This is a genomic window from Tardiphaga sp. P9-11 (genome assembly GCF_008329525.1).
Lineage (GTDB): Bacteria > Pseudomonadota > Alphaproteobacteria > Rhizobiales > Xanthobacteraceae > Tardiphaga.
This window is the reverse complement of the sequence record NZ_NPKQ01000001.1, coordinates 1,319,040-1,341,086: the sequence shown is the minus strand read 5'-3', so window position 1 is coordinate 1,341,086 and position 22,047 is coordinate 1,319,040. Positions and strand designations below refer to the sequence as shown.

Sequence of the window (22,047 nt, the reverse complement as noted above, 5' to 3'; positions counted from 1 at the left end):
GGATTGGGCGAGACCCATTACGTCATCAGACCAAGTGCATCTTCAAAGAAAGACGGCCCGCCGAAATTGCCGGACTTCAGCGCCAGCAGCATCTGGCGCTCCGCCGCACCGACCGCGCGCAACACCGGCACACCGGCAGCGATTTCCGCGCCGACCAGGAAGCCCGGAATGCCCAGCCGGTCTACGACGGCGCCGGATGTCTCGCCGCCAGCCACGACGAGCCGTTGCACGCCGGCCCGGACGAGACCGTCAGCGAGATCGGCCATCGCCTGCTCGATGGCATGCCCCGTGGCGTCGCGGCCGTGACGCTTTTGCAGCGCTGTCACCTGATCCGGCGTCGAACTGCTGGCGATCAGGACCGGGCCCTTACCCAACCGCTCCGTCGCCCAGCCGAGCGCGCGCTGGACCTCCGCGCCACCAGCAATCACCTGTTCGGAATCGAGATGCAGCACGGGCATCACCTGCTCGGCGCGCGCGATCTGCTGCAGCGTCGCCTGCGAACAACTGCCCGCGAGACAGGCTGCAGCGCCGCCCACGGGCGTATCCTTGATCGAGGTCGCGGCATTCGCCTTGACGCGCCCCGACGCGACCAGTGCACGCGCCAGACCAAGCCCCATACCGGACGCGCCGACTGAGACGCGATGACCGAGCGCAACCGCACCGATGGTTTCGAGATCGCTGGCAAACACGGCGTCGATGATCGCTGCGCCAAAACCATTCTCCGACAGTCCATCGAGATGCGCACGCACCACATCGGCACCGCAGGCCACAACTCCGAGGTCGACCAGCCCGATATTTGTCGCGCTCTGCCGCGCCAGCACACGGACGAGGTTGGAGTCATGCATCGGATTGAGCGGGTGATCCTTCAGCGGGCTCTCATTCAGCGGCACGGCGCCAACGAACAGATTACCCTGATAGACCGTCCTGCCGGTCTCGGGGAATGCCGGCGTCACCAGCACGATATTGTCACCGGAATCGAGCCGCAACGCGTCCATCACCGGGCCGATATTGCCCTTGTCGGTGGAGTCGAATGTCGAACAGATCTTGAACAGCACATGATCCGCGCCGCGGCTGCGCATCCACTTCTCGGCGGCGCGCGACTTTTCGACTGCTGCGCTTGCCGCAATCGAGCGGCTCTTCAGCGACACAACGACGGCATCGACCTCCGGCAGCTTCAGATCGTCGGCAGGAATGCCGATGGTCTGCACCGTCCGCAAACCGCAACGCGTCAGCGTATTGGCAAGATCGGATGCCCCCGTGTAGTCGTCGGCGATGCAGCCCAGCGCCAGCGTCATGTTTTCACTCCGGCATAGGGCTTGAACCAGCCAAGTCCTGCGACCGTAGCGCCGGCGGGGCGATATTCGCAGCCGACATAATTGTCGTAGCCGATCCGGTCGAGCTCATCGAACAGGAACGGATAGTTCAGTTCCTCGCCAGACGGCTCATTGCGCGACGGCACACTGGCGATCTGGATATGCCCTACCCACGGCAGCATCTCACGCAGCCGCATCGTGACGTCACCATGAATGATCTGGCAGTGATAGATATCGAACTGCAGTCCGACATTGGGAATTTTCATGTCAGCGATGATGTCGCGCGCAAACATGAAGTCGTTGAGAAAGTAGCCGGGCACATCGCGCGGATTGATCGGCTCGATCACCACATCGATGCCATGCTCGCCGAGGAAGTTGGCGGCCCATTCAATGGATTTACGGAAGGCCGCCACGGCCTTTGGATCGCGGCGATCGGCAAGACCCGCCATCATGTGCAGGCGACGGACATTGGTGGCCAGTGCATAAGGCAGCGCCGTGTGAATGCTTTGCCTGAGGTCATCGAACTTGTCGGGACGTGCGGCGAAACCCTTCTCGCCTGCATTCCAGTCACCCGGCGGCAGATTGAACAGCACCTGCTTCAAGCCATTGCGTTCCAGCCGTTCGGCGATCGCTTCCGGCGGATGCTCATAGGGGAAGAGGAACTCCACCGCTCTAAAGCCTGCCTTGGCCGCGGCATCGAAACGATCGAGGAACGCGTGTTCATTGAACATCATGCTGAGATTGGCGGCGAAGCGGGGCATCGATCTTCCTCTTGTTCTTAGTTCGGGTCGCCCGGCAGTTTGGTGCCGGTGACCTTCGCATACATCCGTGCCACCGACGCATCGTCGTCGCGGCCCATGCCTGACGCCGAAGTCATCAGGAACATCTGCAGCGCCGCGGCAGAGACCGGCACCGGGAATTTCGCCGTACGCGCCATATCCTGGATGATACCAAGATCCTTGACGAAAATATCGACCGCGCTGCGCGGCGTGTAATCGCCATCGAGCACATGCGGCATGCGATTCTCGAACATCCAGGAATTTCCGGCCGAGGCGGTGATCACCTCATAGACCTTGCGGATGTCGAGGCCCTGCTTGGCGGCAAACGCGATGGCTTCCGAGGCGGCGGCGATGTGTACGCCTGCGAGGAGCTGGTTGATCATCTTGAAAGCCGCGCCCTGCCCGGCTGCGTCGCCGAGCTCGTAGAGCTTGGCAGCCATCGCATTGAGCGCCGGCCGCGCCTTGGCAAAGGCGGCCTCGCTGCCGGATGCGAGAATGGTGAGCTCACCTTGCGCCGCGCGCTGCGCACCGCCGGAGATTGGCGCGTCGAGATAGTGCCGACCGGTAGCTTCAAGATCCCCAGCGAGACGGCGCGCGACATCGGGATCCATCGTGGCGGACGAGACGAACACTGCGCCTTTCGGCAGTGTTTCGGCAACGCCATCGGTCCCGAACAGGATGGTCGCCGTCTGCGCGGCATTGACGACGACGCTGACGACGATATCCGCGCCCTGCGCCGCGCCAGCCGGGGTGTCCGCGCCCTGCCCTCCGTCAGCCACGAAGCGCTTCACCGCATCCGCCGAGACGTCGCAACCGGTCACCATGAAGCCGGCCTTCTTGAGCGACAAGGCCATGCCATAGCCCATCGATCCCAGACCAATAACGGCGACGCGTAGTTTTTCAGATGCAGGTGACATGGGCAATTCCCTAGGGTCCTCGATAGCCAGCTTGGGGCGGCCTTGCGTCTCGGTAACACGGCTTGGCCATCATGCCAAAGCATGGGAAAATACGTGACAAGGAAATGCCAAGAAAAGACCGAGGACATCTGGTGACCGACACAAAGCTGCGTGAAGAGATTTGCCGCCTCGGCCGCTCGCTGTTCGATCGCGGGCTGACGCCTGGCTCGTCGGGCAATATAAGTGTGCGCTGCGATGATGGCGGCTGGCTCGTGAGCCCGACCAATGCGTCACTGGGCTCACTCGATCCGGCCCGGCTGTCGCGCCTCGACAGCAACGGCCGCCTCATCTCCGGCGATGCCCCGACCAAAGAAGTTCCGTTGCATACGGCACTGTATGAGACCCGCAGCGCCGCCCGCGCCGTGGTACATCTGCATTCGACCCATTCGGTGGCGGTGTCGATGCTGCCGGAGATCGACCCGCGCGCCGCGCTGCCACCGATGACGCCCTATTATCTGATGAAATGCGGCGCGACGGCTCTGGTGCCTTATTATCGGCCGGGCGATCCGGCGGTCGCCGATGCCATCAAGGGCCTCGCCGGTAAATATTCATCCGTGCTGCTGGCCAATCACGGCCCGGTGGTGTCCGGCGACACGTTGGAAGCAGCGGTCTATGCCATTGAGGAACTCGAAGAAACCGCGAAACTCTATCTGCTACTCCGCGGGCTCAACCCGCGGCATCTGTCACCAGAGCAGGTGAAGGATCTGGTGACGACGTTCGGGCTGGTTCTGCCAAAACATGAGGGACATGGGCACTAGTCGCCCACGTCCTTCGACAACTTACAGCCCCAGATAGGCCTTCCGCACATCCGGATTGGTCGCGATCTCCGAGGCCTTGCCCTGCATCTGGACGCGGCCGGTCTGCAGGATATAGGCGCGGTCGGCGATCTCCAGCACTTCGGCCATACGCTGCTCGACAATCAAGACGGTCATGCCGGTGTTGCGTATCTTGACGACAGCCTGGAAGATTTCGTCGACCAGTTTCGGCATGATGCCCTGCGAAGGCTCGTCGAGCATCAGGAGCCGCGGCCGGGTCATCAGCGCGCGGCCGATGGCCAGCATCTGCTGCTCGCCGCCGGACAACGTTTCGGCACGCTGTTCGAGACGTTCGGACAGCCGTGGAAACAGCTCGAACACCAGCTTCAACGGCTCGTCGCGGTCGGCCTTGCCGCGATACATGTAGCTGCCGAGGCGCAGGTTATCCTCCACCGACAGCCGCGGAAACAGCCGGCGGTTCTCCGGCACATAAGCGATGCCGCGCGCGGTGATCAGATGCTGCGCGATGCCGTTGATCTGTTCGCCATCGAAGGTGACGGTGCCCGAACGTGGACGCTCCGCACCGGCGATGGTCTTGATCAGTGTCGACTTGCCGGCACCATTGGAGCCGCAAACGGCGACGATCTCGCCCTTGGCGACGTCGATGGTGACGTCTGAAATGGCGACCAGCCCCTGATAGGCGGTGGTGGCTTCACGCACCGACAGCATGACGATCCCCGAGATAAGCGCTGATGACTTCCGGATGCCGCACGACATCGGTGGGTTTGCCCTCGACAAGCTTCTTGCCGAGATTGAGCACGATGGCGCGATCGACCAGCGGCATCACAATTTCCATGACGTGCTCGACCATCAGCACGGTGACGCCGGTCTCGCGGACCTTGCGCACCAGAGCGACACCGGATTGTGCTTCCAGCGGCGTGAGCCCGGTCAGGCACTCGTCAAGCATCAGGAGCTTGGGCTCGGTGGCGAGTGCACGGGCGACTTCAAGCCGGCGCTTCTCCGACGGAATGAGATCGCGGGCGAGCTTGTCGGCTCGCGGGGCGAGCCCGCAGAACTCGAGCACCTCATGAGCCTTGCGGCGGGCGTCGCGCATCTTGTCATTTCGGATCAGCGCACCAACGATGACGTTGTCGATGACAGTCATCGTCTCGAAGCTCTTCACGACCTGAAATGTCCGCGCAATGCCGAGCGCGCAGCGTTCTGCGGCGGGCAGCCTCGTGACGTCCTTGCCGTCGAACCAGATCGTGCCCTGGGTCGGAGGCAACACGCCCGCGATCAGATTGAACAGTGTCGACTTGCCGGCGCCGTTCGGACCGATCAGGCCGACGATCTCGCCAGCAGCGACGGATATCGAGACGTCGCTATTGGCGATCAGGCCGCCGAAGCGCTGCCAGACGCCGCGGGTTTCAAGCAGAGGCGCGCTCATTGCGACACTCCCTTCGAGGCCGGGCGGCGCGAGAACAGGCCGAGCAGACCATCCGGCCGCGCCAGCGAGATCACGACGATCACCGCACCATACAGAATGAGATCAACGCCGCGGCCGGAGCCGCCGATGAAGGAGCGCGTCAGCTCTGTCATCGGGATCAGGATGACCGCACCAAGCACCGGACCCCACAGCGTGCCGATACCGCCGAGCACCGCAGGCAATGCCATCAGCAGCGAGAACTGAAAGGTCATGACGCTTTCGGGGTCGATATAGGACACGAACTGGGCGTAGAACGCGCCGCCGATCGCGGTGAGGAAAGCCGAGACAGCCGCTGCGCCCATCTTGGAATTGAACACCACGACGCCCAAGCTTTCGGCGGCATCGGGATTATCCTTCACCGCGCGCCACCAGAAGCCCCACTTGGAGTCTTCCAGCCACCAGGTGATGAACCAGGCAACGCAGCAGAACACGAGGGCGAAGTAATAGAATGGCAGCTTGCTGCGGGTGAACTGAAACTTGGCCCAGCTATCGCCGCGTACCGGGATGTCGATGCCCAGCGCCGCGCCGGCATAGTCCCAATTGTGGAACAGCAGGAAGCCAATTTCGGCGATGACGATGGTGGCGATGACGAAATAGTGGCCGCGCAGGCGGAAGGTCGGATAGCCCAAGGCGAGCGCGATCAACGCAGAGATCACCCCGCCGCCGAGCATGCCAAACCACGGCAGCACGCCGAATTTGGTGAACAGCAGCGCCGTCGTATAGGCGCCGAGGCCGAAATAGAGCGCGTGGCCGAGCGAGATCTGGCCGCAATAGCCGCCAAGGATATTCCAGGCCTGCGACAGGGCCGCATACATCAGGGTCAGCACCATGATGTTCTGGACATAGACGTCCTTGACGAAGAACGGCACGCAGGCGGCGATCACCGCGAGTGCGGCGGCGAGGATAAGGTCGCGGCGGCGCCGCTGGGTGAAGCTGTCCATCAGATCGATCCGAACAGGCCGCGAGGCCGGACAAAGACGACGAGGAGATAGACGGCATAGATGCCGACCGATTTGAGCGACGGCGGCAGGATCATCGCCGTGGTCGCCTCAACGAGGCCGACGATGATGCCGCCCGCGAAGGCACCGAACACGCTACCGAAGCCGCCGAGCGCCACGGTGACGTAAGCGATCAGCGCGAAGGACGCGCCAACATCGGGGTAGATGTAGAAGAAGATCGCCATCACACCGCCGGCGAGACCGATCAGCGCGGAGCCGAGGCCCCAGCCGAGCGCGAACACCTTGTTCTTGTCGATGCCGACCAGCGCCACGGCCCCCGCATCTTCGCGCGTCGCTTCGAGCGCGCGGCCGAAGTCGGTCTTCTTCATGAAGAAGTAGAGTGCACCGAAGGCCAGGATCGAGATCAGCGCACCGACGAGCTGTGGCACCGGCAGGAATACGCCGAAGATCGAGATCGTCTTGCCGCCGAGGAACGAAGCAGGGATGCTGCGATAATCCGGGGTGAAAAAGAACTGCGCAAGACCGCGCATCAGAATGGCGAGACCGAAGGTCGCGAAGATCTGCACCATGCCGATATTGGCCTTGGCCCGCATCGCGAAGCGTATGATCACGAGATAGATCACCGCGCCGAACACGAACATGCCGGCCGCCACCAGCGGGATCGACAGCAGCGGATCGACCGCCCAGAACATGAACAGGAAGAAGGTGAGGTACATCGCCAACATCAGGAATTCGCCATGGGCGAAGTTGGTGACGTCCATCAGGCCGAAGATCAGCGCGAGGCCGACCGCAAGCAGGCCGTAGAGCAGCCCCATCAGCAATCCGCTGGCAAGGCTCTGGATGATGGTCGCGGCGGTCAAAGGCTTCCCCTTCTCAACTCGTCGGAGCGTGGCGATAAGACGCCAACACTCTCAAATGTCATCCCCGCGAAAGCGGGGATCCATAACCACCGCCGTCATGATGAGCGACGATGGAGGGGCTATGTTCAAACCAGTTCTTCGGAGCATATGGGTCCCCGCTTTCGCGGGGACGACACCGAGTATGAGACTGCCTTACGGCATCGGCCAGATCGCATCCGCCACGGCGGCCTGCGGTGGGAAGATGGTGACGAACTTGCCACCGTTATACTGCAGCAGCACCGGATCGGCGTTGTTGTTCTGGCCCATCTCGTCGAACTTGACCTTCGCCCACGGCATGATCGTGCTCTCGCCCGGCATGTCGGTCGCAACCAGTGCTTCGCGGATCTTCTCGCCGTCGGTGGACTTGGCGCGGTTGATGGCGTCGGCCATCACGATCAGGCCCATGAACTGGCGCGACGAGTAGTCGTTGAAGTCCTTGCCGGATTTCTCCTTGAACATGTCATTGATCTTGCCGACCATCGGACGCTTGGCGGCGAGATCGAGCGAGAACGAACCGCGCGAGATCACGCCCGGAATCTTGTCGCCGACGGCATCATACAGTGCCTTCTCGGAGAAGCCTGCGTCCTGCGCGACGATGTTCTTGGCCTTGTAGCCGAGTTCGCCCATGGTCTTGATGAGGAGAATGCCGTCGGTGGTGTAGCTCGACGGCATCAGCACGTCGGCATTGGCGGCCTTGAGCTGCTGCACTTCGGCAGTGAGCGACGGCGAATTGGCGCGATACTTGATGTCGGCGACGATCTTGTAGCCGCGATCGGCGGCGAGCTTGAGCTGTGCGTTGGCCGAGTCGGTGCCAAAAATCGTGTCCTCGTGGAACAGCGCCAGCGTCTCGATCTTCTGGCCCTTCTTCTTCTGCGCATCGAAAAAGTCGAACATTGCGGTCGAGAACATTTCGTCATGCGGCGCGGCGCGGAAGTAGTATTTCAGACCGCGGCGATGCAGGCTCGGCGACGAGTTGTCGGCCGACAGGAACGGGATCTGGTAGCGTTCGCAGATCTGGCTGACGGTGACGGCGACGGCACTCTGATAGGTGCCGACGATGGCCGAGACCTTCTCCTGGGTGATGAGGCGCTCGGCTTCGGCCCGGCCCTTTTGCGGATCGGCCTGGTGGTCGGCAAACACGAGACGCACCTTGGCACCACCGAGACCCGAGAAGCCCTCGCCCTTCGCCATCGGCAGCGCGAAATCGTAATCCTTGTTGATGATATCGGCAGCAGTTTCGAAAGCCTTCTGCGCGTCGACACCGATCTGCGCACTGGCGCCGGACAGCGGATAAATCACGCCGATCACGACTTCCTTGACCTGCGCGCGCGCAGGCTTGGCGAGAGGCAGCAGCGCGGCGGAAGCGGCGCCTCCAAGCAATACGTTTCGGCGAGAAATCGTCATGTCTTTAGTCCTTTGTGACCGGCGGCTATCGATGAAACTAATCAAGGTTACGGTAAAGCTCGAAAGATCGGCAAGCTGCTTCTTATAAAACAGCCAAATGCATATTCTTGAGGTCGGTGACGAGCATGACGCCCGGCGCATGCGTGATCGCAAACGGCACGCGCGCTGCAGCAATAACGGCTTGCGGCGTGACGCCACACGCCCAGAACACCGGAATCTCGTCATCATTGATGCGCACCGCATCGCCGTAATCGGGCTTATTGATATCCTTGATGCCGATCGACTGCGGCAGACCGAGATGCACCGGAGCACCATGCACTGACGGGAAACGTGAGGTGATCTGCACGGCGCGGATCGCATCGGCCGGCTTCAGGGGGCGCATCGACACCACCATCGGGCCGGCAAAAGGACCTGCCGACTTGCATGGGATGTTGGTGCGATACATCGGCACCAGCACATTCTGCTCGATGTGACGGATCGGCAGGTCGTCGGCCATCATTGCTTCTTCGAACGAATACGAGCATCCGATCACGAAGGACACGAGATCGTCGCGCCAGTATTTCGTCACTTCGTAAGGACGATCGATCGCCTCGCCGTCCTTCCAGACGACATATTGCGGAATGTCAGTCCGGATATCGAGATCGAGACCGAGGGCGGGAATGCTGGGATTGCCAACATCCGACATGCCGATGATCGGGCACGGCTTCGGATTGAGCTGGCAGAAGCGATGGAAGGCGCTCGCCTGAGCTTCCGGCAAGATGACCAAATTTCCCTGGACGTATCCGGGAGCGACGCCGGCGGTGCTGCCATATTTGCCGGCGCGATATTCGCGGCGGGCGACCACGCTGGGCAAATCCGAGGATCGATCGTCGCTTTGCTGCGCTGCCGAAGAAATAGCCATCTTAGCGTCCTGCCTAATTCTGCCTCGACACGCACTGAAACTCAGGCCTAGTATAATGTCTAATCGTTGTTTTTAATCAACATACATAAATTTTACTTATCGAAAACTGGATCGCATCCATGGCGGACTTCAAGGCGCTGGAGACCTTTCTCTGGGTGGTCAATCTCGGCAGCTTCCGCGGCGCCGCCCAGAAACTCAACACCACCCAGCCCGCGATCTCCCAGCGTATCGCGCAACTTGAGCATGAGATGGGCGTGCGGCTTCTGCAGCGCGACCGCCGCATCGCCTCGCCGACGCCGGCCGGACGGCAGATGCTGGTTTATGCCGAAAAGCTGATCGGCCTGCGCTCCGAGATGATGGCAGCGGTTGGCGATCGCTCGGCAATGCGCGGCGTGCTGCGGCTCGGCGTCGCCGAGACCATCGTCCACACTTTGCTGACGCGGCTGATCAAGCACGTCAACATCTCGTATCCGAACCTGTCCCTCGAAATCGAGGTGGACATCACGCCGAACCTGAACGCGCGACTGCAGGCGCAGGAGATCGATCTCGCTTTCGTGCTCGGGCCGCTTTCAACATCAAACATTCGCAACCGTGTGCTGTGCGACTACCCCGTCGGCTTTCTCGCCAGCCCCTCACTGGGGCTCGGCAATGATCTGCTCTCGATCCACGACCTCGCGAAATTTCCCATCATCACCTTCTCGCGCAAGACCCGGCCCTACGAGATAGCGCGTTCGCTGTTCAACCGGCCCGACCTGCCACCGATCCGGCTGCACGCCAGTGCGTCGCTGTCTACCGTGATGCATATGGCGATTGATGGCTTAGGCATTGCACTGATCCCGACAGCCATCATCGAGAACGAACTCGCGGATGGACGCCTGCAATTACTCAACACCGACCTGCAGCTTCAGCCGCTGACATTTTCGGCAAGCTGGCTCGCATCACCCGATACGGCCGCGATCGAACTCGTCGCGGGCATTGCTGCGCAACTGGCGCAGAACAGCTCATTGGTTGACGAGCCGGCATCGTCGGGTCATTGAAAAGCAGCCCTCTTCAACACAAACTTCTCGGGACAGACCGCATGACCAAGCTAGGCGACAACCTCAAAATCGATTCCGCGCGGCTCTGGGACACCATTAACGAGACGGCGAAATTCGGCGGCACGCCAAAGGGCGGCGTACGACGCCTGACACTCGGGCCCGAAGACAAACTGGTGCGCAACTGGTTTCGCAAAGCCTGCGAAGATGCCGGCCTGGAGGTGCATGTCGATGCCCTCGGTTCGATGTTCGCGCTTCGCAAGGGACGTGACATGTCGAAGGCGCCAATCGGCATCGGCTCCCATCTCGACACCCAGCCGACCGGCGGCAAATTCGACGGCATTCTCGGCGTGCTTGGCGCACTCGAAGTGCTCCGCACACTGAACGATGCCGGCATCGAGACCGAGATGCCAATCTGCATCGCCAACTGGACCAACGAGGAAGGCTCGCGCTTTGCCCCTGCAATGATGGCGTCGGCCGCCTATGTCGGCGACTTCACCACCGACGACATTCTGTCGCGTAGGGACATCGCAGGCGTCACCGTTGGCGATGCGCTGGATGAGATCGGCTATCGCGGCGACGTGCCGGTGGGCACGCAGAAATTCTCGGGCTTCGTCGAACTGCATATCGAGCAAGGCCCGATCCTGGAGGCCGAAAGCAAGACTATTGGCGTGGTCGAAGCTGGTCAGGGCGTGCTGTGGTTCGACGGCAAGATCACCGGCTTCGAGAGCCATGCCGGCTCGACGCCGATGCCCCTGCGCAAGGATGCGCTGGCAACTTTGTCGGAGATCGTGCTGGCTACTGAGCGTGTGGTCAGCAACATCGGCGCGCTCGGTACCATTGGCGAAGCCGTGATCGCCAATCCTTCACGTAACGTGATCCCCGGCGAGATCGCCTTCACCATGGACCTGCGCAGCGCCGACGCCGGCAAGCTGGAAGCCATCGAGAAAGGCGTGCGCGATGCGATCAAGGAGATCGCGGCGCATCGCAAGGTCGATGTCGCGTTCGACAAGGTCTGGCACAAGCCGCCGACGCACTTCAACAAGGACTTCGTCAACGCGGTCGAGACTGCCGCGACGTCGCTTGGCTACTCGCATCGTCGCATTACCTCCGGCGCCGGTCACGACGCCTGCAACCTCAACAACATCATGCCGACCGCGATGGTGTTCATCCCGAGCAAGGACGGCATCAGCCACAACGAGCTGGAATCCTCCGCGCAGGACGACTGCGCTGCCGGCGCCAATGTGCTGATGCATACGGTGCTGGCGCTCGCCGGCGTCGCATCGAAGTAACGAAGACAGACAGGGGATAGTGATGCGGGGTGTATTCGTCGATGCCAGCGAAGAACTGGCGAAGATCATGGAACGGCTGACGAAACCGGGCGACATCGCGGTGAAAATCAACCGCGATGAGGACATCAAGTCGGCCGATTTGCCCAAGGTATTGGATGGCGCCGAGATCGCTATCGTCGATCACACCTATCTGCCGACCGATGTCGCCAAGCAGTGCACCGGCCTCAAGCATGTGGTGTTTCTCGGCACCGGCGCACGCAGCTACATGAACCCGGATGAGCTTGCCGCACTCGGCATCGAGGTGCATTTGATCCGCGGCTATGGCGACACCGCCGTCGCCGAATGTGCCATCGCGCATATGTGGGCTGGCGCGCGCGGCCTTGCCGAACAGGACCGTGAAATGCGCGCCGGCAATTGGTTGCGTGACGAAGGCATGGAGCTGACAGGTAAGACGGTTGGTCTGATCGGCTTCGGCGGCATTGCCGCGGAATTCGCACGCATCGCGCTCGGCTCGGGCATGAAGGTGCTCGCTTGGAATCGCTCGCCGAAATCCCATCCCGGTGTGGAATTCACCGACATGGAGACGGTGTTGGCCAAGAGCGATGTCGTCTCGATCCATCTGCTGCTGAACGACGAGACCCGCGGCATGATTACCCGCGAGCGCATCGGCCAGATGAAGAAGGGTGCGATCCTCATTAACACCGCACGCGGCGCTGTGGTTGATGAAGCGGCAATGATCGATGCGCTGCGTTCCGGCCATCTACGCCATGCCGGTCTCGACGTTTTCGACATCGAGCCGTTGCCGGCAGGCCATGTGCTGACGACAATCCCGAACGTGACGCTATCGGCGCATTCTGCCTTCCGGACGCCGGAGGCCAGCGTGAATCTGATCGCGGCGGCGTGGAAGCATTGTCGGCGGATTGCCGCCTAACCTTCAGTCGTCTGAAACGAAAATACCCGGCATGAAGCCGGGCATTTTTTTGCGCCTCAATAGCAGCAGCTTACTCGATCATCTCCGCGACGGCCTTGCCGCACGCGCCGGTATCGGCCTGACCGCCGAGATCGCGCGTGCGCAGCGTGCGTTCCCCGAGGGTGCGTTCGATCGCCTTGACAATGGAATCCGCTGCAGCCTTCTCGCCGAGATGCTCCAGCATCATCGCGCCGGACCAGATCATGCCGATCGGGTTGGCAATGCCCTGCCCGGCAATATCGGGCGCCGAGCCGTGCACCGGCTCGAACACGGAGGGGAAATCGCCGGTCGGGTTGATGTTGCCCGAGGGCGCGATGCCGATCGTGCCTGTGCAGGCCGGGCCCAGATCAGAAAGGATGTCGCCGAACAAATTGGAGGCGACGACGACGTCAAACCAGTCTGGATGCATAACGAAATTCGCGGTGAGAATATCGATGTGATACTGGTCCCACTTCACATCGGGATAGTTCTGACCCATCGCCTTCACGCGCTCGTCCCAATAGGGCATCGTGATCGAAATGCCGTTGGACTTGGTCGCCGAAGTCAGGTGCTTCTTCGGCCGCGACTGGGCAAGATCGAACGCGAATTTCAGGATGCGGTCGACACCGGTGCGGGTCATCACGGTCTGTTGGGTGACGAATTCGCGGTCGGTGTCCGGAAACATGCGGCCGCCGACGGATGAGTATTCACCCTCGGTATTCTCGCGCACCACCCAAAAATCGATATCGCCTGGCTTGCGGCCGACCAGCGGACAAGGCACGCCGGGCATCAGGCGCACCGGACGCAGATTGACGTATTGATCGAATTCGCGCCGGAACTTGATCAGCGAACCCCACAACGAAATGTGATCCGGAATTTTTGCCGGGAGGCCGACAGCGCCGAAATAGATCGCGTCGTGCTTGCCAATCTGCGCCTTCCAGTCGTCGGGCATCATCTGGCCGTGCTTCTCATAATAGTCGTAGGACGAGAAGTCGTAATGATCGAAATGCACCTTCACGCGATGCTTTTTCGCTGCCGCTTCAAGGACGCGCAGCCCTTCCGGCATGACTTCCTTGCCGATTCCATCGCCGGGGATGACTGCGATCCGATATTCTTTTTGTGAGCTCACGACAGGTTTCCTTCGCCAGTAATTCTTCCCGCAGATGTGGACCAAAGCCGGCCCGCGATCAACGCTGCACTGCAATGTTGACCGATTTTGCCGCAGGGGCCTAACTCTGTCGCAGATATTCTCTCCTGCGATTCAGAGGCATTCCATGGATCTTCATCTGCGCGGCAAGCGCGTTCTGATCACGGGCGCATCCAAGGGTATCGGCGCGGCGGCCGCGGAAGCGTTTGCCGAAGAAGGCTGCGATCTCCGCCTTGCCGCCCGCAATGTGGAGCAGATGCAGGCGCTGGCGGACCGGCTGCGCTCCAGCCACCAGATCGACGTCGCCGTGCATGGCGTCGATCTGCGCAAGCCGGAAGATCTGGCGTCACTGGCGGCTGCCGCCAGCGATATCGACATCCTCGTCAACAATGCCGGCGATATTCCCGGCGGATCGCTCGACAAGATCGACGAGCCGACCTGGCGCCATGCCTGGGATCTCAAAGTATTCGGCTTCATCAATCTGACGCGCCTCGTCTATGCGCAGATGAAGGCCCGCGGCCATGGCGTGATCGTCAACGATATCGGCGCGGCTGGCGAGAAGTTCGATGCCAATTACATCTGTGGCAGCGCCGGCAACGCGGCGCTACTGGCGTTTACGCGGGCGCTGGGCGGCAAGAGCCTGAAGGACAATATCCGCGTTGTCGGCATCAACCCGGGCCCGGTAGAAACCGAGCGTCACGTCACGCTGATGAAGACGCGCGCCAAGACCCAATTGGGCGACGAGAACCGCTTCCGGGAATTGCAGCAAGGCTTGCCGCTTGGTCGCGCGGCGAAACCACGCGAGATTGCCGACATGATGACGTTTCTGGCGTCTGATCGCGCGGGCTATACGACCGGCGTGATCTACACGGTGGATGGCGGCTACAGCGCAGGCTGGAGCAGCTAGCGCCACGGTTGGCGTGCTAGCTCAGCGCACCGGCATGCACCCACCACAACGGGTGCGCGAGTTGAATGGTTCCGGCGGCGCGCTGCGCGTCGGTGTCATTGCCGAACAGCGCAAAGCAGGTCGCGCCCGAACCCGACATGCGGGCCAGCCGAACGCCTTCAGCGTCCCGCAAGGCCGACAGCACCGTGTCGATCACAGGCTCGACCTTCAGTGCGGGCGCTTCAAGATCATTGGTGCCGGCGTTGAGTGCGCTGATCCAGGCATCAATTGAGCTGCCTTCATTCGGCCAGGTCGCGCGCTTCAACACGTCCTTGACGCCGACACGCAGCTCGCCATTCTTCAGGCCGAGCTCCTTGAACACATCCTTGGTGGCCACCGGCACGCGCGGATTGACCATCACGCAGGGCAAACGCGGAATGCTGAGCGGCAGCAGATTTTCGCCGACGCCCGTCATCACGCAGGCGTGCGACGGCACGCAGACCGGCACATCGGCGCCGGTGAGACGCGCCACTTCGAGCACGCGCGGATCGTCCATTTCGAGATTGTTGGCGCGCGCCAGAAGACGCAGCGCCGCAGCAGCATCCGCCGAGCCGCCACCGATGCCAGCGGCAACCGGCAAATGCTTGTCCAGCGCGAAGCGCCCGAAGGTCAGGCCGTCGACCCGCTCACCGAGCAGGCGCGCGGCCTTGATGACGAGATTGTCGGCCGTATCGCCGCATTCCTGCGCGCGCGGACCGGTGGCCGTCAGCGACAAGTCGCCGCCGACATCCAACATCAGCCTGTCGGCGCAATCGGCAAAAGCCACCACGCTTTCGAGATCATGATAGCCGTCAGCCCGACGACCGATGACGCGCAGGGTCAGATTGACCTTGGCGCGCGCATCTTCTTCCAGAACCGGCTTTGATGAACCGGTCGTGCCCCCAACCATTGAATTAGCCGCCTTTACCGTCTTCTTTTTTCTTGTCGTTGGATGCGGCCGACGACGATGGCTCGTCCGACAGACCGTTTTCCATCTTCGCTTCGATCTTCGGAATCTCGTCAGCTTCCGGCTTCAGATCCTTGGCGTGCTGCCACTGGAACTTGGCTTCCAGCTTGCGACCGACGCGCCAATAGGCATCGCCGAGATGGTCGTTGATGGTCGGATCTTCTGGCTTCAGATCGATGGCGCGTTCGAGCTGCTTCACGGCATCGTCGTAATTGCCGATGCGATAATAGGCCCAACCGAGCGAGTCGACGATGTAGCCATCGTCCGGACGCTGATCGACGGCACGCTTGATCATCTTCATGGCGTCGTCGAGGTTGATGCCCTGATCAATCCAGGAATAGCCGAGATAGTTCAGCACATGCGGCTGCTCGGGCTGCAATTCGAGCGCCTTGCGCATATCGACTTCAGCCTTGGCCCACTGCTTGGAGCGCTCAAGGCAAATGCCGCGGAAGTAGAAATACACCCAGTTCGGTTTGTCCTGGTTGGCGGCGATGACGTCGATGCCCTTGGTATAGGTCTCGGAGCAGTCGGCAAACTTCTTGCGGCCACGCTCGATATTGCCGAGCGCCATGATGGCTTCGAGATCCTTCGGATCGTCGGCGACGACACCCTTCAGAATCTTGATGCCTTCGTCGCTGCGGTCGGCTGCGTCGAGGTCGGTGGCCTGCTGGATTTGAGCGTTGCGCTTCAGCGCCGAATTGGCGGGCACGCGCTCATAGACCTTGATGGCCATCTGCGGCTTCTTCACCGATTCATAGAGGTCGGCGAGCGACAGCAGCGCCAGCGAGTGGTCAGGCTTGAGATAAAGCGAGAGCTGCAGATAGACCAGCGCGAGATCCTCGCCGCCGCGGCGGGTCAGCGACGCGCCGATGCCATAAAGTGCTTCAGCAGCGCCAGCCTGCGGGCTGTCAACCAGCGGCGCCAGCTTCTTGCCGGCCTTGGTCTCGCGGATGCCTTCCAGCACCAGCGGATGACGGGCGAGCTTCTTGTTGAAGGTCTCGTAGATGCCAAGCGCCGCAGCATCGTCCTTGTTGCGCGAGGTCCAGCGGCCATAGGCATCGACCACGCGCAGTGCGGAGTCGTCGAGCTTGTAGGCGCGCTCGAAACGGGCGCCCGCGTCCTTTTGCTTGTTGGCGAGATCAAGGATCAGACCGGCATGCAGATCCTTGAAGATCGGGTACCATTCGGGGCCGGCCAGCTTGTCGATATTGGCAATCGCCGCCTTGCTTTCGCCCGCGCCATAGCTGGCCCAGGCTGACAGCAGCGTCGCCACGAGGTCGGTGATCGGGCCGCGCACCGACTGGTTGATGTTGGTTTGCGCAGCCGAATATTTTTTCAGCTTGAGATCGCGCACGCCCACGACGAGACGGGCTACCCGGTTCGACTTGTCGATGGTCAGGATGCGATCAGCGAGCTTCACCGCCTCATCGATATCGCCATCGGCGAGCGAGGAGATGAAAGCGCGATCGAGCAGTTCGTTGTTCTTCGGATCGGTGCGCAGAGCAGAGCGGTAAAACGCCGCAGCCGAGGTGGCGTCGCGCTCGACGCTGGCATGGCGGGCGGCAAGATAGCTGCCGGCGGTGGTAAGCGACTTCAGATCACGGGAGGTGGGAAACTGGGCAGCCGAGCTATCGCCGGTATGATCCGGGGTTTGCGCCAGCACCTGACCGGGCATCGCGAGGACGGCGAGCGTGGCGGCAGCGAGCGTCAAACGATTGAAACGGATGGACAACATAGGGTTCGCCTAGCTCCAGGATTTACGGGCAAGATATCGAGCAGGAACGCGCGCGGGACTGCGGGACAGGCTCGGATGCGCAGCCGACCGGGCAACTTAGCGCACGCCGACAATGCCGCGTTTGGCGGTCAATCGCAAGGATCGGGGGCCGCGATCGCACCAGTGGCAACTTGAAGCCTGTCAGCAGTTGGGCCGCCGGATTGCGCCACTATCCCTGAAAACGCTCGCACTGTGGCGTTATCGTGACATCAGGCCCGTGTGGCGGCCCGCCGACAGGCGTCGCCGCTCACACAATCGTAATCGGGCGTGCGGTTACATCGCCTCGTAATTAGGCCCGCCGCCACCTTCCGGTGGAACCCAGGTGATGTTGCCGTTCGGATCCTTGATGTCGCAGGTTTTGCAGTGGACGCAATTCTGCGAGTTGATCTGGAAACGCGGACCGGTCGATTCCTCGACCCACTCATAGACGCCTGCCGGGCAGTAACGGTTCGACGGGCCGGCAAAGACGTCGTGCTCTGACTTCTTCTGCAGCTCGATATCCGCAACCTTGAGGTGGATCGGTTGGTCTTCCTCGTGATTGGTGTTCGACATGAACACCGAGGACAGGCGATCGAACGTCAGCTTGCCGTCGGGCTTCGGATAGGGGATCGGCTTGTATTCTTTCGCCGGCTTCAGTGTCTTGCGATCCGACTTGGCGTGGCTGAGCGTACCGAACAGCGAGAAGCCCAGCGTATTGCACCACATATCGAAACCGGCCAGCAGCATGCCGATCCGGTTGCCAAATTTGGAGAGCAGCGGCTTGACGTTGCGAACCTTGTGCAGGTCCTGACCGATCGCCGAACCGCGCCAACCAGTCTCGTATTCCGTCAGCTCGTCATTGGCGCGACCGGCGGCCAGCGCGGCTGATACCTGCTCCGCGGCCTGCATGCCGCTAGCCATGGCATTATGCACGCCCTTGATGCGCGGCACGTTGACGAAGCCTGCGGCGCAGCCGATCAGCGCACCACCCGGGAAGACCAGCTTCGGCACCGACTGATAGCCACCCTCGGTGATCGCGCGTGAACCATAGGCCAAGCGCTTGGCGCCAGCGAAGGTGTCGCGGATCATCGGATGGGTCTTCATCCGCTGGAATTCCTCGAACGGATACAGATACGGATTGTCGTAGTTCAGATGCACCACGAAGCCGACCGCAACGAGGTTGTCGTCGTAGTGGTACAGGAACGAACCGCCACCGGTGTTGTCGTCGAGCGGCCAGCCAAGCGTATGCTGGACCAGGCCCTTCTTGTGCTTGGCCGGATCGATCTGCCAGATTTCCTTGAGGCCGATGCCGAACTTGCCGGGCTCGCAATCCTTGTCGAGCGCGAACTTGGCGATGACCTGCTTGGTCAGCGAGCCACGCGCGCCTTCGGCGAACAGCGTGTACTTGCCGAGCAGTTCCATACCACGGGTGAAGGAATCCTTCGGCTTGCCGTCGCGGCCGATGCCCATGTCGCCGGTGGCGATACCGCGCACGGCGCCGTTCTCGTCATACAGCGTCTCGGTAGCCGCAAAGCCCGGATAGATTTCGACACCGAGCGCTTCGGCCTTGGCGCCGAGCCAGCGGCACACCATGCCGAGCGAGGTGATGTAGCAGTGATGATTGTTCATCAGCGGCGGATTGATGAAATTCGGCAGGCGGATGCCGCCTGTCTCGCTGGTCAGAATGAACTGGTCGTCCTTGACTTGGGTCTTTAGCGGGCAGTCCGCGTCATCGCGCCAGTCGGGAATCAGCTTGTCGAGGGAGACCGGATCGATCACTGCGCCGGACAAGATATGCGCACCGACTTCGGAACCCTTTTCGACCACCACGATGGACAGGTCCGCATTAAGCTGTTTCAGCCGGATTGCAGCCGACAGGCCCGATGGTCCAGCGCCAACAATCACGACGTCGAATTCCATGGACTCGCGCGGCGGTAGTTCTTCAGTGCTCATGATATTGATCTCAGACCCGTTTCCAACCCGATCAGAACGCTTCTAAGGGGTGTTGTTTCCCATTTTTGAAGTAAGAACAACCACGGAAATGCCATAGAGGCATTCCGCGGAGGGACAATCCGTCCTAGATTGCTGGCATGCCTGTGATCCCCAGCCATGACGCCTGAGCCCCATCCAAGTGTTGCGCAACTGCTCGCCTTCTATCTGGAGGCCGGGGTCGATTGCGCATTGATGGATGAGCCGGTGAACCGGCTGTCCGACGACCTCCCGCCGCCTGCCCGGGAACTGTCCGATAGCGCGCCGAAGCGACCACCGCTGAATGGCATTCCGCCGCCCCCAGCACGCCCACCCGCCCGCGTCGAGGTCGCCCCGGATGTGGCCATTGCCGCCGCCCGCGACGCTGCGCGCACCGCGCCCTCGCTTGAGGTGCTGCGTGGCATGCTGGATACATTCGACGGCTGCGCACTGAAATCGACTGCGACCCAACTGGTGTTTGCCGACGGCAATCCACAGGCACGGATCATGTTCGTCGGCGAGGCACCGGGCCGCGACGAGGACATCGAGGGCCTGCCGTTCGTCGGTCGCTCCGGCAAACTGCTCGATCTGATGATGGGGGCGATCGGGCTGAAGCGCACCGACGTCTATATCGCCAATGTCATTCCATGGCGCCCGCCGGGCAACCGCACGCCGACGCCGCAGGAAACGCAAATCTGCCTGCCGTTCATCCAGCGCCAGATCGAACTGGTGAACCCGGATATTCTGGTCACGCTCGGCAATCCGTCGACGCAGACGCTGCTGCAGACCCGTGACGGCATCATGAAGTCGCGCGGCCGCTGGGTCGACTACGACACTGGTACCCGCAAGATCAAAGCGCTGGCTACCTTCCACCCCGCCTATTTGCTGCGCTCGCCGTCCTACAAGCGGATGACCTGGATGGATCTGCGATCTATCGCGAAGGCGCTGGAAGCGCCGTCGGGGAAGGCCGGCTAAGGCTAAGGCGCTTTCGGCCTCACAATCGCCCAGCCGATCCGCAGCAACGGCTGGCGGCCATTCACCAGACGCTCGAACGCGCGCGGCACTTCCGGCACGAGATCAGGGAAATGCTGGGCGATATCGGCGGGCGGCGTACCGATCGTATCGGTCGCACGCCACACCACAACGCCGCCGGTCTCGGCGAATTTTGCTGGCGTGATCCAGGGTGTGCGTGCAGGTGCGGCAGCGTTCAGCACATGGGGACGCGAGGCGCTCATACCGATTAGCACGGCCAGTTGCGCATCGCCTGCCACCGCAGATAACGGATGATTGGTCCGACGTTCAAAACTTTCACCGAAGAAACGACCAATTTCTCGGGCGGGTAACGCGGTCACATCCTCCGGGCCATCGACCCAAGGCAAAATCACCAGGCTGGCGAAAGCTGCCAGCGCCGGCGCGATGATGGCGAAGGCCCAGATCTTGCGGAGCACACCCTGCCGCCGTAGCGCGATCAGATCGCCCGACGCCACGACGACGCCCAGACCCGACATGACCAGCGCGATGCCGGCGCCGCCGACCACGCGGTCGAGACCGTAGAGTGCGGCGAACAGGCTGCCGAGCAATCCAGGTGCAAGGGCGAAGAAGAATACATAACCACGCGCGAGCCGGTCGACGGGCGGACGGAAGATGATCGGCGCTTCCTCGGTCTTCGGAGCGATACGGCTCCAGTTCATCACCGCGAGCACGATCACGCCCGTGATTGACGCGAGCAGCCAGGAGATCAGGATGCCCCACTGCCGTGCTTTGCCGGCAAGATCATCCAGTTGCGGAAGCGCCGGCAAGACCGGTGCACCCGCCCGGATCACCCACATTACCCATGGCAATGTCAGGACGACGATAACCAGCAGCGCATAAAGCGGATCGAATGAAGCGAGGTGGCGCCGACCGCGCGAGGTCGCGAGACCGAAGATGAGCGGCAACGGCAGCAGCCACATGGCATGGGGCGTGGTCAGCAACAGCAGGCCAGCCTCTATGGAGAGCGCGAACCAGGCATTGCGACGGCCCTGACCGATCGCCAGCCAGGCATGCAGCAGGAACATTGCCCAGAGCGGACGCGCCAGGATCAGCGGGCCGAATTCGATGCCGGGCGTACTGAAGGCCGTGACCGTCATCGTGAGCAGCACCGCGATCACCGCCTGCGGTCCGCCGACAATGGCGCTGCCCAGCTGATAGACCGCACGGAAGGTGAGGACGGCGCAGATCTGCGCCAGCAGATAGACGCCGAAGACGTGGTTCCCGGCGGCCCGGAAAGCGATATCGGCCAGCCAGAACGCCAGTGGCGGACCCATATGGGTGCCGACCTGATATTCCCGTCCATAGGCCAGTACCGTCGCCAGATCGCCTGGCGGCCCGCGATACAGCAGCAGTGGGACAACCAGCCAGAGTGCGGCCTGACACAGCACGACGATCCAGAACACCAGCCGCGGCCGGGCGCGGATCAGTTCGACGATCAGAGAGGTAAAACGCATTGAACGTCTGAACCGGCCAGCAGGAAATGAAGCGTGCTCAGGTGATACGGCGCGCAGCCAGGAGAGGCAACCGC

The 22,047-nt window shown here is 61.8% G+C and carries 20 protein-coding genes; 6 read left to right on the top strand and 14 right to left on the bottom strand.

The annotated features are described in order from the left end of the window. Positions 1-17: 17 nt before the first annotated feature. Genes otnK through ltnD form a run of 3 tightly spaced genes read right to left on the bottom strand, consistent with a single transcriptional unit; the run spans position 18 to position 3,009 of the window. A complete protein-coding gene (otnK, locus tag CIW50_RS06165; protein WP_149530313.1) occupies positions 18-1,295 on the bottom strand; it encodes a 3-oxo-tetronate kinase in 1,278 nt (425 codons plus the stop codon). Continuing rightward, on the bottom strand, positions 1,292-2,074 hold the full coding sequence (otnI, locus tag CIW50_RS06160) for a 2-oxo-tetronate isomerase (RefSeq protein ID WP_149530312.1): 783 nt from the start codon (positions 2,072-2,074) through the stop codon (positions 1,292-1,294). The genes otnK and otnI overlap by 4 nt, the downstream gene beginning before the upstream one ends. A 17-nt stretch (positions 2,075-2,091) precedes the next feature. Further along, entirely contained in the window at positions 2,092-3,009 is a 918-nt protein-coding gene (gene ltnD, locus CIW50_RS06155; protein WP_149530311.1) for an L-threonate dehydrogenase, read from the bottom strand. A 131-nt stretch (positions 3,010-3,140) separates the two neighbouring features. Between ltnD and otnC the strand changes: the two genes are divergently transcribed. Further along, positions 3,141-3,806 carry a 3-oxo-tetronate 4-phosphate decarboxylase gene (gene otnC, locus CIW50_RS06150; RefSeq protein WP_172980228.1) on the top strand — a complete coding sequence of 222 codons (666 nt, stop codon included), beginning with the start codon at positions 3,141-3,143 and terminating at the stop codon, positions 3,804-3,806. Between the two features lie 21 nt (positions 3,807-3,827). On the opposite strand, the gene CIW50_RS06145 is transcribed toward otnC, so the two are convergent. The 6 genes from CIW50_RS06145 to CIW50_RS06120 form a co-directional block, all read right to left on the bottom strand. Further along, on the bottom strand, positions 3,828-4,532 hold the full coding sequence (locus CIW50_RS06145) for an ABC transporter ATP-binding protein (RefSeq protein ID WP_149530309.1): 705 nt from the start codon (positions 4,530-4,532) through the stop codon (positions 3,828-3,830). Next, a complete protein-coding gene (locus tag CIW50_RS06140) occupies positions 4,516-5,250 on the bottom strand; it encodes an ABC transporter ATP-binding protein (RefSeq protein WP_149530308.1) in 735 nt (244 codons plus the stop codon). Before CIW50_RS06140 ends, CIW50_RS06145 begins: the two co-directional genes overlap by 17 nt. Then, a complete protein-coding gene (locus CIW50_RS06135; RefSeq protein ID WP_172980227.1) occupies positions 5,247-6,230 on the bottom strand; it encodes a branched-chain amino acid ABC transporter permease in 984 nt (327 codons plus the stop codon). Before CIW50_RS06135 ends, CIW50_RS06140 begins: the two co-directional genes overlap by 4 nt. Further along, positions 6,230-7,063: a branched-chain amino acid ABC transporter permease gene (locus CIW50_RS06130; RefSeq protein WP_246664182.1), complete on the bottom strand. Its 834-nt coding sequence runs from the start codon at positions 7,061-7,063 to the stop codon at positions 6,230-6,232. Before CIW50_RS06130 ends, CIW50_RS06135 begins: the two co-directional genes overlap by 1 nt. A 237-nt stretch (positions 7,064-7,300) precedes the next feature. Next, complete coding sequence (locus CIW50_RS06125) at positions 7,301-8,551, bottom strand: ABC transporter substrate-binding protein (RefSeq protein ID WP_149530305.1); 1,251 nt, start codon at positions 8,549-8,551, stop codon at positions 7,301-7,303. An 82-nt stretch (positions 8,552-8,633) separates the two neighbouring features. Next, on the bottom strand, positions 8,634-9,452 hold the full coding sequence (locus CIW50_RS06120) for a putative hydro-lyase (protein ID WP_149530304.1): 819 nt from the start codon (positions 9,450-9,452) through the stop codon (positions 8,634-8,636). 119 nt (positions 9,453-9,571) lie between these two features. On the opposite strand from CIW50_RS06120, the gene CIW50_RS06115 reads away from it, so the two are divergent. The 3 genes from CIW50_RS06115 to CIW50_RS06105 are packed head-to-tail and all read left to right on the top strand — an operon-like array spanning position 9,572 to position 12,709. Continuing rightward, complete coding sequence (locus CIW50_RS06115; RefSeq protein WP_149530303.1) at positions 9,572-10,489, top strand: LysR family transcriptional regulator; 918 nt, start codon at positions 9,572-9,574, stop codon at positions 10,487-10,489. A gap of 41 nt (positions 10,490-10,530) precedes the next feature. Beyond that, positions 10,531-11,778, top strand: coding sequence for a Zn-dependent hydrolase (locus CIW50_RS06110; protein WP_149530302.1), 1,248 nt, complete (start codon positions 10,531-10,533; stop codon positions 11,776-11,778). 22 nt (positions 11,779-11,800) lie between these two features. Continuing rightward, complete coding sequence (locus tag CIW50_RS06105) at positions 11,801-12,709, top strand: NAD(P)-dependent oxidoreductase (RefSeq protein ID WP_149530301.1); 909 nt, start codon at positions 11,801-11,803, stop codon at positions 12,707-12,709. A gap of 70 nt (positions 12,710-12,779) precedes the next feature. Here the strand turns inward: CIW50_RS06105 and CIW50_RS06100 are convergent, their stop codons facing one another. Continuing rightward, the gene (locus tag CIW50_RS06100) at positions 12,780-13,856 is read right to left on the bottom strand and encodes a tartrate dehydrogenase (protein WP_149530300.1); all 1,077 of its coding nucleotides are present in this window, start codon (positions 13,854-13,856) and stop codon (positions 12,780-12,782) included. A gap of 145 nt (positions 13,857-14,001) precedes the next feature. On the opposite strand from CIW50_RS06100, the gene CIW50_RS06095 reads away from it, so the two are divergent. Then, positions 14,002-14,781: an SDR family oxidoreductase gene (locus CIW50_RS06095; RefSeq protein WP_149530299.1), complete on the top strand. Its 780-nt coding sequence runs from the start codon at positions 14,002-14,004 to the stop codon at positions 14,779-14,781. 16 nt (positions 14,782-14,797) lie between these two features. Here CIW50_RS06095 and CIW50_RS06090 read toward each other — a convergent pair whose 3' ends face one another. The 3 genes from CIW50_RS06090 to CIW50_RS06080 all read right to left on the bottom strand — a co-directional run bounded on the left by CIW50_RS06090 (position 14,798) and on the right by CIW50_RS06080 (position 19,472). Next, positions 14,798-15,709, bottom strand: coding sequence for a 4-(cytidine 5'-diphospho)-2-C-methyl-D-erythritol kinase (locus tag CIW50_RS06090; RefSeq protein WP_149530298.1), 912 nt, complete (start codon positions 15,707-15,709; stop codon positions 14,798-14,800). A 4-nt stretch (positions 15,710-15,713) separates the two neighbouring features. Then, positions 15,714-17,501, bottom strand: a complete 1,788-nt coding sequence (locus CIW50_RS06085) for a tetratricopeptide repeat protein (RefSeq protein WP_149530297.1) — start codon at positions 17,499-17,501, stop codon at positions 15,714-15,716. A gap of 312 nt (positions 17,502-17,813) precedes the next feature. Continuing rightward, positions 17,814-19,472 carry an electron transfer flavoprotein-ubiquinone oxidoreductase gene (locus CIW50_RS06080; protein WP_149530296.1) on the bottom strand — a complete coding sequence of 553 codons (1,659 nt, stop codon included), beginning with the start codon at positions 19,470-19,472 and terminating at the stop codon, positions 17,814-17,816. Between the two features lie 156 nt (positions 19,473-19,628). Here CIW50_RS06080 and CIW50_RS06075 point away from each other — a divergent pair, with 156 nt between their 5' ends. Continuing rightward, on the top strand, positions 19,629-20,462 hold the full coding sequence (locus CIW50_RS06075; protein WP_149530295.1) for a uracil-DNA glycosylase: 834 nt from the start codon (positions 19,629-19,631) through the stop codon (positions 20,460-20,462). 2 nt (positions 20,463-20,464) lie between these two features. Here the strand turns inward: CIW50_RS06075 and CIW50_RS06070 are convergent, their stop codons facing one another. Further along, a complete protein-coding gene (locus tag CIW50_RS06070) occupies positions 20,465-21,973 on the bottom strand; it encodes a glycosyltransferase family 39 protein (protein ID WP_149530294.1) in 1,509 nt (502 codons plus the stop codon). Positions 21,974-22,047 lie beyond the last annotated feature (74 nt).